General features: G+C 69.4%; 14 protein-coding genes. 7 read left to right on the top strand and 7 right to left on the bottom strand.

Annotation, left to right across the window (positions count from 1 at the left end; translation table 11 throughout):
* On the top strand, positions 1-136 hold a 136-nt coding region (locus ACY0I8_RS10775; RefSeq protein ID WP_461394759.1), incomplete at its 5' end, for a transposase.
* Positions 137-498: 362 nt separating this feature from the next.
* On the opposite strand, the gene ACY0I8_RS10780 is transcribed toward ACY0I8_RS10775, so the two are convergent.
* Together ACY0I8_RS10780 and ACY0I8_RS10785 are read right to left on the bottom strand one after the other, a co-directional pair.
* Complete coding sequence (locus tag ACY0I8_RS10780) at positions 499-1,287, bottom strand: ABC-2 transporter permease (protein WP_459942559.1); 789 nt, start codon at positions 1,285-1,287, stop codon at positions 499-501.
* Positions 1,284-2,201, bottom strand: coding sequence for an ABC transporter ATP-binding protein (locus ACY0I8_RS10785; RefSeq protein WP_461394747.1), 918 nt, complete (start codon positions 2,199-2,201; stop codon positions 1,284-1,286). Before ACY0I8_RS10785 ends, ACY0I8_RS10780 begins: the two co-directional genes overlap by 4 nt.
* Before the next feature lie 198 nt (positions 2,202-2,399).
* On the opposite strand from ACY0I8_RS10785, the gene ACY0I8_RS10790 reads away from it, so the two are divergent.
* The 6 genes from ACY0I8_RS10790 (at position 2,400) to ACY0I8_RS10815 (ending at position 11,808) form a co-directional block, all read left to right on the top strand.
* Complete coding sequence (locus ACY0I8_RS10790; protein ID WP_461394748.1) at positions 2,400-4,292, top strand: molybdopterin-dependent oxidoreductase; 1,893 nt, start codon at positions 2,400-2,402, stop codon at positions 4,290-4,292.
* On the top strand, positions 4,289-5,308 hold the full coding sequence (locus ACY0I8_RS10795) for a lysylphosphatidylglycerol synthase transmembrane domain-containing protein (protein ID WP_461394749.1): 1,020 nt from the start codon (positions 4,289-4,291) through the stop codon (positions 5,306-5,308). The genes ACY0I8_RS10790 and ACY0I8_RS10795 overlap by 4 nt, the downstream gene beginning before the upstream one ends.
* A gap of 91 nt (positions 5,309-5,399) precedes the next feature.
* A complete protein-coding gene (locus ACY0I8_RS10800) occupies positions 5,400-8,393 on the top strand; it encodes an NAD-glutamate dehydrogenase domain-containing protein (protein WP_461394750.1) in 2,994 nt (997 codons plus the stop codon).
* A 418-nt stretch (positions 8,394-8,811) separates the two neighbouring features.
* Positions 8,812-9,216 carry a nucleoside recognition domain-containing protein gene (locus ACY0I8_RS10805; RefSeq protein WP_461394751.1) on the top strand — a complete coding sequence of 135 codons (405 nt, stop codon included), beginning with the start codon at positions 8,812-8,814 and terminating at the stop codon, positions 9,214-9,216.
* Positions 9,213-9,659 (top strand): hypothetical protein, encoded by a 447-nt coding sequence (locus ACY0I8_RS10810; protein WP_461394752.1) that lies wholly within the window; start codon positions 9,213-9,215, stop codon positions 9,657-9,659. Before ACY0I8_RS10805 ends, ACY0I8_RS10810 begins: the two co-directional genes overlap by 4 nt.
* Positions 9,660-9,834: 175 nt before the next feature.
* On the top strand, positions 9,835-11,808 hold the full coding sequence (locus ACY0I8_RS10815; RefSeq protein WP_461394753.1) for a TRAP transporter large permease subunit: 1,974 nt from the start codon (positions 9,835-9,837) through the stop codon (positions 11,806-11,808).
* A gap of 114 nt (positions 11,809-11,922) precedes the next feature.
* Here the strand turns inward: ACY0I8_RS10815 and recJ are convergent, their stop codons facing one another.
* The 5 genes from recJ to ACY0I8_RS10840 all read right to left on the bottom strand — a co-directional run.
* A complete protein-coding gene (gene recJ / locus ACY0I8_RS10820; protein WP_461394754.1) occupies positions 11,923-13,647 on the bottom strand; it encodes a single-stranded-DNA-specific exonuclease RecJ in 1,725 nt (574 codons plus the stop codon).
* Positions 13,647-14,570, bottom strand: coding sequence for a protein translocase subunit SecF (gene secF, locus ACY0I8_RS10825; protein ID WP_461394755.1), 924 nt, complete (start codon positions 14,568-14,570; stop codon positions 13,647-13,649). Before secF ends, recJ begins: the two co-directional genes overlap by 1 nt.
* Before the next feature lie 19 nt (positions 14,571-14,589).
* Positions 14,590-16,182, bottom strand: coding sequence for a protein translocase subunit SecD (gene secD, locus ACY0I8_RS10830; RefSeq protein ID WP_461394756.1), 1,593 nt, complete (start codon positions 16,180-16,182; stop codon positions 14,590-14,592).
* 146 nt (positions 16,183-16,328) lie between these two features.
* A complete protein-coding gene (gene yajC / locus ACY0I8_RS10835) occupies positions 16,329-16,661 on the bottom strand; it encodes a preprotein translocase subunit YajC (RefSeq protein ID WP_461394757.1) in 333 nt (110 codons plus the stop codon).
* 23 nt (positions 16,662-16,684) lie between these two features.
* A partial coding sequence (locus ACY0I8_RS10840; protein WP_461394758.1) for a tRNA-guanine transglycosylase occupies positions 16,685-16,898 on the bottom strand: 214 nt, incomplete at its 5' end.

Raw genomic sequence — 16,898 nt, forward strand, 5'->3', positions numbered from 1 at the left:
CACCACGGCCCCCTTGGAGGGGCTGAACAACAAGATCAAGGTGCTCAAGCGCCAGGCCTATGGCTTCCGGGACCAGGAGTACTTCAAACTGCGAGTCCTGTTCATCCACGAGCCCACCCCATCATTTGCCGGATGAGCCGTTATTGTTTCTGCGAACAGGCCGCGCCCCGCGGTCTACCGGAGCTTCCAAGTAACTTCGGCTAGGCGGCTGGGCTGCTCGGCGGCTAGGCGGCTAAGAACATTCGGGATCCCGACGTCGTCGCGTCGGCCAACCCGTGGGAGCGGCTGCCGTATCGGGGGTCAGAATTCAGAGGACAGATGTCAGAAACCCCCTGTCCTCTGTCTTCTGTCCTCTGGCACCTGACATGGGCGCCGCTCCCACCCTAAACCCTGACTCGGATGTTACAGTCCTGCGTAGCGGGGCCCCGAAGGGGCCCTGGGGACCTTCCCAGTGTCCCGGCGGCCCCGCGCCCTAACGGGAAGAAGAGGCGTGCCCCGTCACCGGATCAGCCGGCGGCGCATGCGGCGAAGGGCCAGGGGAAAGCACACCCCGGCGAAGGCGAGGAGGTAGGCGAGGGAGGCCCACTGGCCCGGGTGGAACCGCCCGAGGGACCAGTCGCGGGCCAGGAGCACGAGGTGGGTGAGGGGCAGCCCCAAGGCCACCTTCTGCCCCCAGGCGGGCAGGGCCTCCAGGGGGAAGAACGTGGCGCTGAAGAGAAACATCGGGGTCACGGCCAGGAACACCGGCAGGTTGAACACCTCGATCGTTGGCACGAGCCCCGTGAACCACATGCCGAGCGCCCCGAACCCGAACCCGCCGAGAAGGGCCAGGGGCACGAGCAGGAGCCCCCCGGGCATCCGGATGAGTCCGAAGGGCGCGAGCACCGCCACCATGAGCACGGTGGCGATCACGGACTTGGTCGCGCCCCAGGCGATCTCCCCCGCGATCACGTCCTCCAGGGAGAGCGGGGTCGCGAGGATCGCGTCGAAGGTCTTTTGAAAGTGGAGGCGCACGAACGAGGCGTAGGTGTTCTCGTAGAACGCGTTGAACATGATCGTGACGGCCACGAGCGCCGGGGCGATGAACGCCACGTACGAGATCTCCCGGCCGACGTAGTGGATCTCGCCCACGAAGCCCCCGAGGCCCGCCCCGAAGGCCACCAGGTAGAACAGGGGCTCCAGGAGCGGGGGCAGGAACCCGATCTTCCAGGTCTTTTGATAGACCGTGAAGTTGCGCTGCCACACCCGGACGAACCGGTACGAGATGCCCGCGATCTCCAGGCTCATTCCCGAAGCTCCCGTCCCGTGAGGCGCAGGAACACGTCCTCCAGGGTCGCCATGCGCAGCGTGCACCCGCCCCTGCAGGCCCCCTCGGCCAGGCGGCGGAACACGGCCTCCCCGTCGTCGCAGTACACGAGGAGCCGGTGGCCCAGGTCCTCGCTCCGGTACCCGGTGGAGGCCACGAAGGCCCGGGCCTCGGCCGAGGGCTCGGCCACCTCGATCACGTACCGGCCGGCGTGGGCCGCGATGAGCTCCCGGGGGCTCCCCTCCACCAGCACCTTCCCGTGGTCCACGATGAGGAGCCGGTCGCAGAGCCGCGCGGCCTCGTCCATGTAGTGGGTGGTCAGAACCACCGTGATCCCCCGGCGTTTGAGCTCGTCGAGCCGCTCCCAGACCTGGTGGCGCGACTGGGGATCGAGGCCGGTGGTGGGCTCGTCGAGGATGAGGAGGGCGGGCCGGTGGATCAGGGCCCGGGCGATCATGAGCCGGCGCATCATGCCGCCCGAGAGCTCCTGGACCCGCGCCCCCCGGCGGTGCCCCAGGGCGATGAAGTCCAGGAGCTCCTCCGAGCGTTTCCTCGCCACGTCGCGGGGAAGGTCGAAGTACCGGGCGTAGACGAGGAGGTTCTCCTCCACCGTGAGGTCCGGGTCCAGGTTGTTGTCCTGCTGGCACACCCCGGTGCGGGCGGCCACGGCCCGCCGGTGGCGCACCACGTCGAGGCCGAACACCCGAAGCTCCCCCGCGGTGGGGGGCGAGTACCCGTAGATCATGCGCACCGTGGTGGTCTTGCCCGCGCCGTTGGGGCCCAGGAGCCCGAAGCAGACGCCCGACTCCACCGCGAACGAGAGGCCGTCCACGGCCCGCACGGCGCCGAAGGTCTTCACCACGTCCCGCGCGACGATCACCTCGCTCGGTTCCAAGGCTCCGACGGCTCCTTTGGTGGGAGGGGCCGGAGGGGCAAACCGGGGTGCCTCCCCCGTGCCCTCCGTGGTGCAACACACCTCGCTCGCGGCAAGGCGCCCTATCCTACCACCGCCCCGATGCCGCGTCGCTCCCCAGGGGCGGTGGCGGACCGGGCCACGCTGGGGTATCCTGCCCGGCGTTCCCGGAGGAGGCCCATGCCCACGGTGACCACCTGCACCCTCGACTGCCCCGACCGCTGCTCCGTCCTGTGCCGGGTGGAGGCCGGGGGGATTCGGCTCCGGGGGAACCCCGCAAGCCCCTACACCCGGGGCTTCACCTGCGCCAAGATCCGCCGGTACCCGGCGCGGCTCACGAGCCCCCACCGGATTCGGGAGCCCTGGGTGCGCGACGGCGAGGGCTTTCGGCCGGCCTCATGGGACGAGGCCCTGGACCGCGTGTGCGAGGCCCTCGACCGGGCCCGCAGCCGCGATCCGGCCCGGATCCTCTGGGTGCGGGGCGCCGGGTCCATGGGGGTTTCCAAGGCCGCCCTCGACTACCTCATGGGCTCCCTCGGGGCACGGGGCACGCGGGGCAGCCTGTGCGACGGCGCCGGCATCGCCGCGGTGGAGGCCGACGCCGGACGGCTCGACATGAACGACCCCCTGGAGATCGACCGGGCCGAGGCGATCGTGCTCTGGGGCAAGAACCCCCGGGCGAGCTCGGTGCACACCGCGGCCCAGGTGGTCGCGGCCCGGAGGCGCGGGGTCCAGGTGATCGCCGTGAACCCCGACCCGTCGGGGCTTCGGGGGTTGGCCGACCGGGTGGTGCGGGTCCGGCCCGGCACCGACCGGTTCCTGGCCCTGGCCTGCGCTCGGCTGTTCCTCGAGGCCGAGCCCCGCACACCGCCCTGGGACCGGGCGGCCAATGCCGAGGCGTTCCGGGCCCTCGTGTTCTCGCGGTCGGCCGAGGCGTGGTGCGAGGCGTCGGGCGTGTCCTCCGCGGACGCCCGGGCCCTCGCCCACCCCTACGCCGCCACCCCCCGGGTCGCCACCGTGGTGGGCTGGGGTGTGCAGCGCCATCCCCTGGGCGGCCAGAACGTGCGGGCGATCCACGCCCTGGCGTTCCTGGCCGGGACCCTCGGCATTGAGGGCGGAGGGCTCTACTTCAACATCCCTTCCTCCCGCCACCTTCCCCGGCCGCGGCCCGTCCTTCTTCCCGTCCCGCCGCTCCTCCTGCCGGCCCTCGCCCGGGAACTCCCGCTTGCCGATCCCCCGGTGGAGGTGGCCTGGGTGGCCGGATCGAACCTCCTCAACCAGGCACCCGACACCAAGGGGCTCGTCGAGGCGTTCTCCCGCATCGAGACCCGAATCGTGGTGGACGGATTCTGGACCGAGACGGCCCGCCACGCCACGGTTGTGCTCCCCCCGGCCCTGTGGCTCGAGGAGGAAGACCTGGTGGGATCCTACTGGGCCAACGTGGTGGGCGCCGTGCGCAAGGTGGTGGACCCGCCCGAGGGGTGCCGGGGCGATTTCGAGATCGTGGCCGAGGTGGCCCGGCGCCTCGGGGCGGAGTTCCCGTTCGCCGACCGGGAGGAGTGGCTCCGGGCCTGTCTTCCCGCGGACGGCCCCTCGTTGGAGGCCGTCCGCGCCGCCGGCTGGGCCCGGATGCCCTGGCCCGCGGTGGCATGGACCGGGGGGTTCGCCCACCCCGACGCCCGGTTCCGGTTCCTCGAACGGGTGGACGGGGAGCCCGCCCCCGCGCTGCCGCTCCGGTTTCTCACCCTCATCCGGCCCGACGCCCTTCACTCCCAGATGCTCCCGGAGGAGCAGACCGCCCCGCTGGAGGTCCGGGTGCACCCGTCGGTGGCGGAACGACTCGGCCTCGCGCCCGGAGACCCGGTGCGGATCGTCGGTGAGGTGGGGGAACTCGAGGGAGTCGTCCGCGAGGACCCGGGACTCCATCCCGGGTGCGCCGCCGTGCCCCGGGGGGGATGGGCGGGGCTCGGGTTGGGCGTGAACGAGGCCGTGCCGGTGCTCCTCACCGACGCCGGGGAGACCGGCGCCTACTACGGGGCCACGGTGCGCCTGGAGCCCGGGACCCGGCGATGATCCGGCGCACGGCGCTTTCCCTCCTGGGCCTCGGGATCCTGATCCTTTGCGGTCTGTTCCTGGCCGGCGACCTCCGCCGGGTGGGGCTCCACCTCTCGGAGCTTCGGCCCGGTCCCCTGGGGCTCGCGAGCCTCGCCACCGCCGGAAGTTACCTGTGCGGCGGGGCGAGCCTCGCGGCGCTTCTCCAGGCCCTGGGGATCCGGCTTCCCCTGGGCCGAACCCTGCGGGTGGGGTTCCTCGCCACGACCCTGAACTACCTCGTGTCCTTCGGGGGGGTCGGAGGCGTGGGCCTCCGGCTCGCCCTGTTCCACCGGGAGGGCCTCCACCCCTCGGACAACGCCCTGGTATCGATGCTCCACACCACCCTCATGAACGCCGTGCTCCTCCTCTTCGTGGCGGCGGGGTTCGGCCTACCCCTCCTCACCGGAAAACTTCCCTGGACCCGGGCGGCGCCGCGGCTTGCGCTCGCGGCCCTGAGCCTGGGGCTCCTTGGGGCGCTCACCGCCGCGTTCCTGCACCACCGGTTCCGGCACCGGGTGCTTTACCTGGGGTTTCGGGCCTACCGCTGGGGGCGCCGGAGACTCCGGCTTCCCCGGCTCTCCCCGGACATGGAGGCCGAAACCCACCACCGGTTCGACCGGGCGGCCCGGTGGGTGCGGTCCCACCCCGAGGGGCTGGCGGGGGCGTTCCTCTGGGTGGCGGGGGAGTGGGGCCTCGCCCTCGCCTGCCTGGCGTTTTCGTTCCGTTCCGTGGGGCATCCGGTTCCTTGGACCCCGCTTTTGGCCGGCTACGCCATCGGCATCTTCGCCGGTGCGGCCGCCTTCACCCCCGGGGGGATCGGGTTCGTGGAGGGGGGCATGACGGCCGTTCTCGTCTCGACGGGGGTGCCCCTCGAGCCGGCGCTGGCGGCCGTGTTCGTGTACCGGATCGTGTACTACGTTTTGCCGCTCGGCATCGCTCTGGCCTGGCTCGGCCCGGCCACGGCACGGAGCCTCTTTCGGCTCGCCAGAAACTGAGCCCGACACGTCGGTTTGCCCTGGACACCAACGCCGGGCTCTGGTACATGGGCCATGTTTCGTAATATCAAACCCTTCCCAGGAGGCCGCCATGTACCCAGACGCCGCCAAACCGGTCTACCGAAACCTGCGCCGGGAACTCCGTACCCACCACCAGCAGGCGCTCCGGAACCTCGAGTGGCTCCGGGACCACATGCACCCGTACTTCTTCATCACAATGAAAGAGGAGACCGAGGCCCTGGTGCAGTTGGCCTCCGGGCTCGGGGGGCTCACCCACAGCCGGCGTCTGATCCTTACCGAGCAAGAGAAAAAGCTGATCCTGGCCTGCCTGAACCTGCCCGGCACCGTGTACCGGTCGTTCCGGGATCTCGCCGACCGAGAGATCTCGTACGCCGAGGTCACCCACTCCTACGACCCGATCCCCGAGCTGGGGTGCGAGCTCGAGATCCAGCGGTTCGAGTTCGACCCCAGACCCCACGCCGAGATCGCGGCGGCCCCCCGGCCCGAGGTGCCGGAGGCGATCCGGCGGGGGGTCGCCCGGGCCCTCCGGCGGATGTACCCAGAGTTTGATTTTGCGGAACTCGACAAGGTGCTGGGGCTCCTGTGGCTCAACAACGAACACTACGTGCGGATCTCGCCCCCCGAGCGGGTGGCCCGGATCCTGTGGCTCTACCAGACGGCCCGGCGCCACGGCGGGCTGTACCTCGACGTGGAGAACACCGAGGACGTGGTGCACCACCGGGAGTCCCGGCTGCTGTTCGCGGTGGGGAACCCGCCCCAGCCCGGGTTCCTGGCCCAGGCCATGGAGGTGTTCAACCGGCTCGACCTGGGGGTGCGCCGGGCCTACTGCCTCACCATCTCCACCGGGGTCCACCCGTACTTCCTGGGCACGTTCTACGTGACGACCCGGGACGGAAAACTCCTGGAAAAGGATTCGGAGCTCTTCCGGACGCTCCAGGCGGAGCTCTACAACACCCAGATCCTCTCCCCCAGCGGCCCCCTGTATGAAGAGTTCGTCCCCAAGGGCACGATGACCGGCGAAGACGCCACCCTCACCAACGCCTTCATCGCGTTCTGCCACACGAACCTCGCCCACAACCAGCCCGACCGCTTCGACCTGGGGGAGGTGAAGCGGGCGTTCTACGCGAGTCCGGACGTGGCCCTGGCCCTGGTCCGGCTGTTCCGTACCCGGTTCGACCCCGACCGGTCCGACCGGGACGAGGCCTATGCCCGGGCCAAGCCCGAGGTGGAGGCCCTCGTGGCCAACTACAACACCGGCCACCGGCATCTGGACGAGGTGCGCCGCACCATCTTTCGCACGGCGCTCCTCCTGATCGAGCACACCCTGAAGACCAACTTCTTCGTCCCCGAGAAACACGCCCTGGGCTTCCGGCTCGACCCCGCGTACCTCAAGGCGCTGGGCCCCGAGTTCACCTCGGACCTGCCCGAGGGGGAGCCGTTTCGGATCACGTTCTTCTTCGGCCGCCACGGCGCCGGATACCACGTGGGATTCTCCGACATCGCCCGGGGGGGATGGCGCACGATTATCTGCCGCAGCCCCGACGATTTCGTGACCAACGCGAACACGCTCCTTCGGGAGGTGTACGTGCTCGCGCACACCCAGCACCTCAAGAACAAAGATATCTACGAGGGCGGGTCCAAGATGACCGTGGTGATGGACGCCTCGGACCTTGCGGACCCGGGGCTGGTGACCCAGCGGCTTTATAAGCTCCAGTACGGCTTCCTCCACGCCTTCCTGGATCTTTTCGTCACCCGAAACGGCAGGGCCCTGCACCCGCGGGTGGTGGACTACTACGGAGAGGACGAACCCATCGAACTCGGCCCCGACGAGAACATGCACGACGAGATGATCGAGCTGATCGCCCGGGAGGCCGTGCGACGGGGGTACGTGCTCGGCAAGGGGATCATCTCGTCCAAGCGGGTGGGCATCAACCACAAGGAGTACGGTGTCACCTCGCTCGGGGTCATCCGGTTCGCCGAGATCGTGATGGGCCATCTGGGAATCGACATGGCCCGGGATCCCTTCACCGTCAAGATCACCGGCGGCACCAACGGCGACGTGGCCGGAAACGCCATGCGGCTGCTGCGGGAGCGATGCCCCAGGGCCTCGCTCCGCCTCATCGTGGCCGGCTCGGGGGTGCTCTACGATCCCGAAGGGATCGACTGGGAGGAACTCGGCCGTCTCATCCTCAAGGACAACATCGACGCCTTCCGGCCCGAAAAACTCCACCCCGGGGGATTCCTGCTCCTGCGCCGGGGTCGGAAGAGGGAGGGGCTCCGGGACCTTTACCGGAAATGGGTGCGTACGGCCGAGGGGGTGGAGGAGCAATGGGTCACGACAGACGAGTTCCACCGGGAGTTCGATGGCGCCGTGTTCCGGGTGCCGGCGGACCTCTTCATCCCGGGCGGGGGCCGGCCGGAGACCATCGACGACACGAACTGGCAAAACCTGCTCGACGCCGACGGCAAGCCCACCTGCCGGGCCATCGTGGAGGGGGCAAACTCCTACGTCACACCCAAGGCCCGCGAGGAACTTCAGCGTTGCGGCGTGGTGGTGATCCGCGACGCCTCGGCCAACAAGTGCGGGGTCATTAGCTCGTCCTACGAGATCCTCGCGAACCTGCTCATGACCGACGACGAGTTTCTCGCCGTCAAGCCCACCTACGTGGGGCAGGTGCTGGGGATCCTGGAGCGTCGGGCCGAGGAGGAGGCCCGGCTCCTGCTGCGGCGGTGGGAGGCCTCGGGCCGCACGCGGCTTCTGACCGATATCTCGGCCGACGTGAGCCGCGAGATCAACGCGCGGTACGCGGAACTGTTCGAGCTGTTCCGAACCCGCCCGGACCTCCTCAAGCAGCGGGCGTACCGCCGCGTCCTCCTGGCCCACCTGCCGGCGATCGTGGCCGAGACGCCGAAATTCCGCCGCCGGGTGGGACGGCTGCCCGAGAAGATCCAGGCGGCCATCGCCGCCGTGGAGATCGCGACCCGCACGGTGTACCACCGGGACTGGAAGGAGGACCTGGAAGACACGGTGCGCCGGTACGTGCGCCGGGAGTTCGGGGGGTAGAAGCCCCGGGAGGCGGTCGCCCGGAGGCAGGACTTGTTGGGACCACGGAGGGCACGGAGGTCACGGAGAAGGGCCGCGCGGCCTTGCGGCGGGTACCCGGCGTGCATCGGCGACAGGATTCTCTCGCGGGAGAGGACCCGGGGGGGCAGGCCATCCACCGCTTTCGCCGGGTGGACCGGAGGCCCCTGGAATCAAGGCAAAAAAATCCCCGACCCCAGGAGGAAAGGGCCGGGGCTAACGGGGGAACGTTCCGGTACTATATTTGGAACCGTTCCATGACCTTGTCAATCCCCTTTCCGGAAAAAAAGTGAAACGGATGGAAATTTTCTCAGACCTTTCCTTTCGCCGATTGGGGGCGTAGCCGGTGGAGCCCTCGACCTCCTCGCTTCGGGAATCGCCCCCCCCACTCCGGGATTCGGTGCGCGAGGGGCTCCGGAAGAGCGCGACGTCCTTGGTCATTCTGGCCAAGGTCCTCCTTCCGGCCTACGTCCTCGTGGATCTTCTGGCCCGAACCCCGGTGCTACCCTGGGTGGCGGGGGCGCTCTCGCCCGTTATGGGATGGATCGGGCTGCCCGGCGAGGCGGCCCTGCCCCTGGTGGCCGGGATGAGCGTGAATCTCTACGCCGCCATCGGCGCCATGGCCCCGCTCCACCTCACCCCCCGCGAGATCACGATCCTGGGACTCGTGCTCGGGCTCTCCCACGCGCTCGTGATTGAAACCGCGGTGATCCGCCAGGTCTGCCCCCGTTGGGTTCTCCTCGCTGCGACCCGGGTGGGCTTGGGCCTTTCGGCCGGATTCCTGGTGAACCTGGTGATGCCGTGAGCGTGCTAGCTTCGCTCGGCAACGCCCTGCTCACCCTCCTCCAGGTGGCCGCCGTGATCGTGCCCCTTACGGTGACGTTCCAGGTGCTCCGGGACCGTCCCTGGGTGCGGCGGCGACTCGGCCCCTACGCCGGGTCGCTTCGTCGGATCGGGCTCGGCGAGGGCGCGGCCGTGGGGCTGGCCGCCGGGGTGTTCCTGGGCATCGTGTACGGGGCCGGCATTTTGATCCAGGAAAGCCGGTCGGGCCGCATGACGCCCAGGGAGATTTTTCTGCTGTCGCTCTTTTTGTGCACCTGCCACGCGGTGGTGGAGGACACCCTGTTGTTCGTCGTCCTGGGGGGGCACGGGGGCTGGATCCTGGGCCCCCGGGTGATCCTCGCCGTCGCCGGCTGCGCCCTTCTAGGACGGCTTCTCTCCATGCGGGCTGGCGCCCGGTCCGTTTGACCCTCTGGAACCGTCTGCGCACCAGATGCATCCAACGGCGCGAGCCCAAAACCAGCATCCGGTGCTCCTGGAATTGTGCCCGCCGGCTGTGGTAGGGTTCCGGCGCCGTTTCCCGGAACCCTTCCGAGTTTATCTCCGCCAAACACACGTGCACCGGAATCGGAAAGGAGGTCCGATGGGTCCCCTGGATGCCCTCGCCCGAGGTATCGACCGGCTCAACGATGGGGTGGGCAGGGCGGTGTCGTGGCTCACGACCGGCATGGTGTTGCTCACGGCCTACGACACCATCATGCGGTACGGCTTCCAGCGGGGGAACATCGCGCTCCAGGAACTCGAGTGGCACCTGTTCGGCATCGTGTTCCTGATCGGGGCGGCCTACACGCTCAAGGAGGACGCCCACGTCCGGGTCGACATCATCTACGCCAAGCTCGACGAGCGAAAGCGCGCGTGGATCAACCTGATCGGCTCGCTGGTCGCCCTCATTCCCTTCGCGATCCTGGTGATCTGGTGCACCAAGATGTTCGTCATGAACTCCTGGGCCGTGCGGGAGACCTCGCCCGACCCAGGCGGGCTTCCCGCCCGATACGCCCTGAAGGCCATGATTCCCCTGGGGTTTTTCCTCCTTCTGCTCCAGGGCGTGGCCGAGGCGATCAAGAACTACCGGTTCCTGCGGGAGAACCCGGCTCCCGAGGGCGGACAAGGCAAGAAATGGGCCGTCACCTGGATCCTGGCCGGCCTCGGGCTCCTCGCCTTCGGGTTCGCCGTGAAGGCCACCCTTGAGGGCTGGATCGAGTTCCCCGAGCAGTTCGAACCCCTGGTGGAGGTGGTCCACGAGGTCCTGCCGGCGATCATGTTCGGGGTGCTTTTCGCCGTGCTCCTTTTTGGCTACCCGGTGGCGTTCACCCTGGGCGGCACGGCGCTCTTCTTCGGGTATGTGGGGTTCGGGTTCGATTTCTTCAACCTGCTGCCCCTTCGGATCTGGGGCACGGTCACGAACTTCACCCTGCTGGCCGTGCCCCTGTTCGTGTACATGGGGGTCATGCTCGAGCGCTCGGGGCTCGCCGAGGAGCTCCTGGAAACCATGGCGCTCCTTTTCGGCCGGATGCGGGGGGGGCTCGCCATCTCCGTCGTGGTGGTGGGGGCGCTCCTGGCCGCCTCCACCGGCATCGTGGGCGCCACGGTGGTGACCATGGGACTCCTGTCGCTCCCCACCATGCTCCGCCGCGGCTATCAGACGGAGCTCGCCACCGGGGTGATCGCGGCCTCGGGTACCCTGGGCCAGATCATCCCGCCATCGATCGTGCTCGTGCTCCTCGGCGACATCATGAACGTCCCCATCGGGGACCTTTTCATCGGTTCGGTGATCCCCGGGTTCATCCTGGTGGCCCTCTACATCATCTGGATCCTGATCGTGGGCATGATCCGGCCCGAGTGGGCCCCGCCGATCCCGGCAGAGGAGCGGGCCCAGGTCCAGGGCTGGACCTTGGCCCGGCGGGTCTTGGTGGCCCTGATCCCTCCGGCGTTCCTCATGGTCGCGGTCCTGGGCTCCATCTTCGCGGGCATCGCCTCCCCCACCGAGGCCGCGGCCCTCGGCGCGGTGGGCGCCTCGATCCTCACGGCCTTCAAGGGCCGGCTGAACCTCCAGATCGTCCGCGAGGTCATGCGGGCCACCACCAAGCTCACCTGCATGGTGTTCATCATCCTGGTGGGCGCGGGATCCTTCGGGCTCGTGTTCCGGGGCATGGGCGGCGACGACGTGGTCCGCACCTTCATCGAGTGGCTCCCGTTCGGCAAGTGGGGCATCCTGGTGATCGTGATGGGCATCATCTTCATCGCCGGGTTCTTCCTCGATTTCATCGAGATCACCTTCATCCACGTTCCCGTGCTCGCTCCCATCATGATCTCGATGGGCGTGGACCCCCTGTGGCTCGCCGTGCTGATCGCGGTGAACCTCCAGACCTCCTTCCTCACGCCGCCGTTCGGCTTCGCGCTGTTCTACCTGAAGGGGGTGGCCCCCCCCGAGGTCACCACCGGCCACATCTACAAGGGCATCATCCCCTTCGTCGTGATCCAGGTCATCGGCCTCATGATCGTGGCGTTCTGGCACGACGCGGTGACCTGGCTCCCCTCGCTCATGCTCAAGCCGTAGGAGCGAAAGGGCCCCCTGCGGATCACCCGCAGGGGGCCCTTTCGCGCTGGAAGGCTGGGACGCTGGGAGGCTGGAACGCCGAACCTCCCTTTCCCGTCGGCGCCGCCGTTCGGGTCAACCGGCCGAGCGGGCGTCCTTTATCGTGAGCCGGAGCGACGTGCGGCCGTTCCAGGTGTGGAGCTCGGCCGTGGCCGCCAGGTCCACCCTGGCGCCCGGAGCCAGGAACCCCCAGGCCTCCGGAGCCCTCCAGGCCACCGCCTCGGCCCGGACCCCCTCGTGCTCCACCACCAGGGCCTTGTGCTCCCCCGAGCCCCCCAGGTCCCGCACCGAACGAACCTCGAGTCCCCGCAACCCGAAGACCGGCCGGGGGTTTCCGACGCCGAAGGGCTCGAGCCGGGCAAGCTCCCCCACCGTCGCCCCGTCGAGCTCCCCGAGCCGCAGCTCGGCATCCAGGTCCAGGACGGGCACCAGGTCCTCCTCCCGGAGCCGCCGGCGCACCGCCTTGTCGAACCGGTCCCGGAACGCCGGCAGGGCGTCGGCCTCGAGCTCCAGCCCCGCAGCGGCCGCGTGCCCCCCGTAGCGCACCAGGAGGTCGCGGCAGTCCTCCAGGGCTTCCACCAGGTGAAGCCCCGGGACCGACCGGGCCGAACCCTTGAGGCTCGGTCCCTGGGGCACCAGGACCACCGTCGGCCGGTGGAACGCCTCGGCGATCCGGGAGGCCACAAGGCCCACCACTCCCGGGTGCCAGTCGGGGCCGTCGACCACGAGGCCCCACCGGCCGGGCCACCAGCCCTCCCGCTCCACCCGTTCCCGGGCCGACGCCAGGGCGGCGCGCTCCTCGGCCTGGCGCTGGCGGTTTAGTCCGTCGAGGACCCGGGCGCACCCGAGCGCCTGGTCCTGGGCCCCGGCCCGCAGCAGATCGAGGGCCGCCCGGGGCCCCTCCATGCGGCCGGCGGCGTTGAGCCGAGGGCCGATGTGGAACCCGAGGTTCCCGGCGGTGAGCGGTGGCCGGAGCCGCGCCACCTCGGCCAGGGCCTTGAGGCCGGGCCGCCGGGGCGGGTTCCAGAGCCCGAGCCCCGCCGTCACGAGCACCCGGTTCACCCCCCGGAGGGGCACCATGTCGGCCACGGTGCCCACCGCCACGAGATCGAGCCAGGCCCGCAGATCCGGTTCGGGCCGACGGTCGAAGTGCCCCCGCTGCCGGAGCACCGAGCGGACCGCCGCGGCCAGGTTCCAGGCCACCCCCACCCCGGCCGGCGCAGGTTCGGGGTAGGCCCCGCCGGGAAGCCGGGGGTTCACCACGGCGGCCGCGTCGGGGAGCTCCTCCCCCGGGGTGTGGTGATCGGTTATTACCAGCTCCACCCCACGTTCCCGGGCCCGCCGGGCCGCCTCCACCGCCCGGATGCCGCAGTCGGCCGTCACCACGACCCTTGCCCCGGCCGCCGCCATCTCCTCCATGGCCTCCGCCTTGAGCCCGTACCCCTCCCGGTCGCGCCGGGGCAGGCGGCACCGCGCCTTCGCCCCGCAGGCTTCCAGAAACTCGGTCAGGAGGGCGGCCGAGGTCACCCCGTCCACGTCGTAATCGGTGTACACCCAGAGCGCTTCCCGGGCCTCCACGGCCCGGGCCACCCGTTCGGCCGCCTCGGCCATGCCCGGAATCCCGAAGGGATCGGGCAGGGAGGAGAGCCGCGGATTCAGGAACGCCTCCGCCTCCGCCCCCGGCCGGAAGCCCCGGGCGGCCATCACCCGGGCCACGAGCCCCGAAACGCCAAGGGCCCGGGAGAGTTCCTCCCAGGCCCCGGGCTCGGTCGGTCGGATCCGCCAGCGCCGCTCGGGCATCAGGCGCGGGACTCCACGGCCCGGGCGCCCCCGGCCCGCTTCTCCAGGGCCAGCACCACCGGGCTCGCGATGTAGATGGAGGAGTAGGTCCCCACGACGATGCCCACGAGGAGCGCGAACGCGAAGTCGTGGATCACCCCGCCGCCGAAGAGGAACAGCGCGATCACCACCAGAAGCGTCGTACCCGAGGTCAGGAGCGTCCGGCTCAGGGTCTCGTTGACGCTGCGGTTCACCAGGGCCTCCAGGTCCCCCTTGCCGCCGGTGCGTTTGATGTTCTCGCGGATGCGGTCGAACACCACGATGGTGTCGTTCAGGGAGTACCCGACGATGGTCAGGAGCGCCGCCACCGTGGTGAGGTCGAACTGCTTGTTGAACAGCGAGAACGCCCCAATGGTGATCAAGACGTCGTGAAACAGCGCGGCCACGGCCCCGAACCCAAACCGGAGCTCGAACCGCCACCAGATGTAGAGGAGGATCGCCCCCAGGGAAAACAGCACGGCCAGGAGCCCCTTCTCCCGGAGGTCCTTCCCCACCTTGGGCCCCACCATCTCGACCCGGCGGATCTCCACGGTGTCGTCCCCCAGCTTCTGGGCCAGGGCGTCGTGGACCTGCTTCGCCAGGCCCTCGAGCTCGCCGGAGCTCTGCTCGGTCTGGATGATGTACTCGTTCTCCTCTCCGAAGGCCTGCACCACCACCTGGCCCGGGATCACGTCGGCGAGGGCCGAGCGGATATCGCCGGCTTTCACCGGCTTGTGGAACTGCACCTGGATCAGGGTGCCGCCGGCAAAATCGATGCCGTAGCGCGGCCCGCCCCGCACCACGAGGCTCGCGAGCCCGATCAGGATGAGAGCGGCGCTCAGGGCGAAGAAGATCTTTCGCTTCCCCAGAAAATCGTAGTTCGTGCCCGGACGGATGATTTCCATGGCTGACCCCTTCCGGCCCTTAGATGCTCAACCGGCGGATGGTGCGCCGCCGGAGGAACGCGTCGAAGACGACCCGCGTGCCCACGATCGCGGTGAACATGCTGGCCACGATGCCGATGGCGAGCGTCACCGCAAACCCCTTGATCGGCCCCGTGCCGTACTGCCAGAGCACGGCCGCGGCGATGAAGGTGGTCACGTTGGCGTCGAGGATGGTGGAGAACGCCTTCGCGTACCCGCTTTCGAGGGCGTTCACGGGCGACTTTCCGAGCCGTAGCTCCTCCCGGACCCGCTCGAAGATGAGCACGTTGGCGTCCACGGCCATGCCCACCGTGAGCACGATGCCCGCGATGCCCGGCAGCGTCAGGGTGGCCTCGAACAACGCCAGGCAACCCAGGATGAGGACCACGTTCATGATCAGGGCGAGATCGGCCACCACCCCGGCCCACTTGTAGTAGACGGACATAAAGAGCACCACCAGGGCGCCGCCGATCGCCAGCGCGGTGAGCCCCGCCCGGATCGAGTCGTGCCCCAGCGACGGGCCCACGGTGCGGCGCTCCAGGATCTCCACCGGGGCGGGCAGGCTCCCGGAGCGAAGGGCGATGGCGAGATCCCGGGCCTCCTCCAGGCTGAACCGGCCGGTGATCTGGGCCCGGCCGCCGGGGATGCGCTCCCGGATCACCGGGGCCGACTGGACCACGCCGTCCAGCACGATGGCCAGGCGCTTGCCCACGTTCTCCGAGGTGATCCGCTCGAACATCCGGGCCCCGCGCTTGTCAAAGTTGAGCGTGACGTACGGCTCGTTGTAGCGCTGGTCGATCTGGACCCGGGCGTCGGTGATGACGTCGCCGCCCATCAGGACCCGCTTTTGCACCACCAGGGGCCGGCGGCCCACCACCTGGCGGGTCACCGGATCCACCTGGTGTTCATAGAGGATCTCGGTGCCCGGCGGGGGGCCGTTTTTCAGGGCCTCGTCCACGCTCACATCCTCGGCCAGGAGCCGGAACTCGAGCTGGGCCGTCTTGCCGATGAGCCGGATCGCCCGCTCGGGGTCCTTGATGCCGGGGAGCTGGATGAGAATCCGGCGTTCGCCCTGGGGCACGATGGTAGGCTCGGTCACGCCGAACTGGTCCACCCGGTTGCGGATCGTCTCGATGGCCTGGTCCACGGCGTACTTTTCAATCCGCTGGGCCTCGGCCGGATCGAGGGCCAGAACGATCTCGACCCGCCCCCCCTCTTCGGTGCGGGCCTTAGGGCGAAGCATCGGGTAGTCGTCGTCCAGAAGCGCCTGCAGCCGGTCGGCCGCCTCCGCGTCCCGGAGCACGAGCCGGATCTCCTTGCCCCGGGCCTCCACGGTCCGGGCCCGGATCCGCTCCTCCCGGAGCGCCTCCTTGAGTTCGGCCGCCATCCGCTCCACGGCCTGCTCCACGGCCTTCTCGGCCTGGACCTCAAGCACCAGGTGCATGCCGCCCTGGAGGTCGAGCCCCAGGTGGAGCCGCCGCTCGGCCAAAAACCCGGGCAGTTTCGCATCGGGGCCCATGACGCTCGGCAACAGGAACACGATCCCCAAAACGGTCACGGCCGCCACGATGGCGGCCCTCCACTTGAGGCTCATCGACATCGAACACTCCTTCCGTAGAGCTCGGCGCTGGAAGGCGAGAAGGCTGGGAAGCTAGGAAGCCGGGGAGCAGAGGGGCCCCTCCCCCTTGCCCCCGTGGGCCGGGCAGACCGCACCCTCCGTCCACGCACTTCGGACCGCGGCTACCCGCCCCGCTTCTTCACGGTGGCGATGGCCGGCTTCGAGACCCTGATCTTCACGTTGGGGGCGATCTCGAGGGTCACGGCCTCGTCCGTCACGCCGGTGACCTTGCCGTGGATCCCGCCGGAGGTGATCACCTCGTCGCCCCGTTGCAAGGCCTCCAGCATGGCCTTGTGCTCCTTCTGGCGCTTTTGCTGGGGCCGGATCAGGAGCACGTAGAAGATCACGAACATGAGGATCAGGGGGAGCAGGCTGACGATGGGGTTGCCCTGGCCCCCGGCCCCCTGCCCCTGGGCCCCCATGGCAAACGCGGTCGCGGGAAACAGAAAATCCATCTCGACGATTCTCCTTTGTTGAACTACGAGGATGCCCCCGAAACGCCACCCCCGCTCCACGTCTCCTGGAACGCCTCGCGAAACCGCGCGAACGATCCCTTCTCGATCGCCTCCCGGATCCGGCGCATCAGATCCAGATAGAAGTGGAGGTTGTGGAGGGTGTTCAGCCGCGAGGCCAGGATTTCACGGGATTTGTAGAGGTGCCTCAGATAGGCCCGGGAGTAGTTCCGGCAGGTG

This window comes from Deferrisoma sp. (assembly GCF_054681715.1).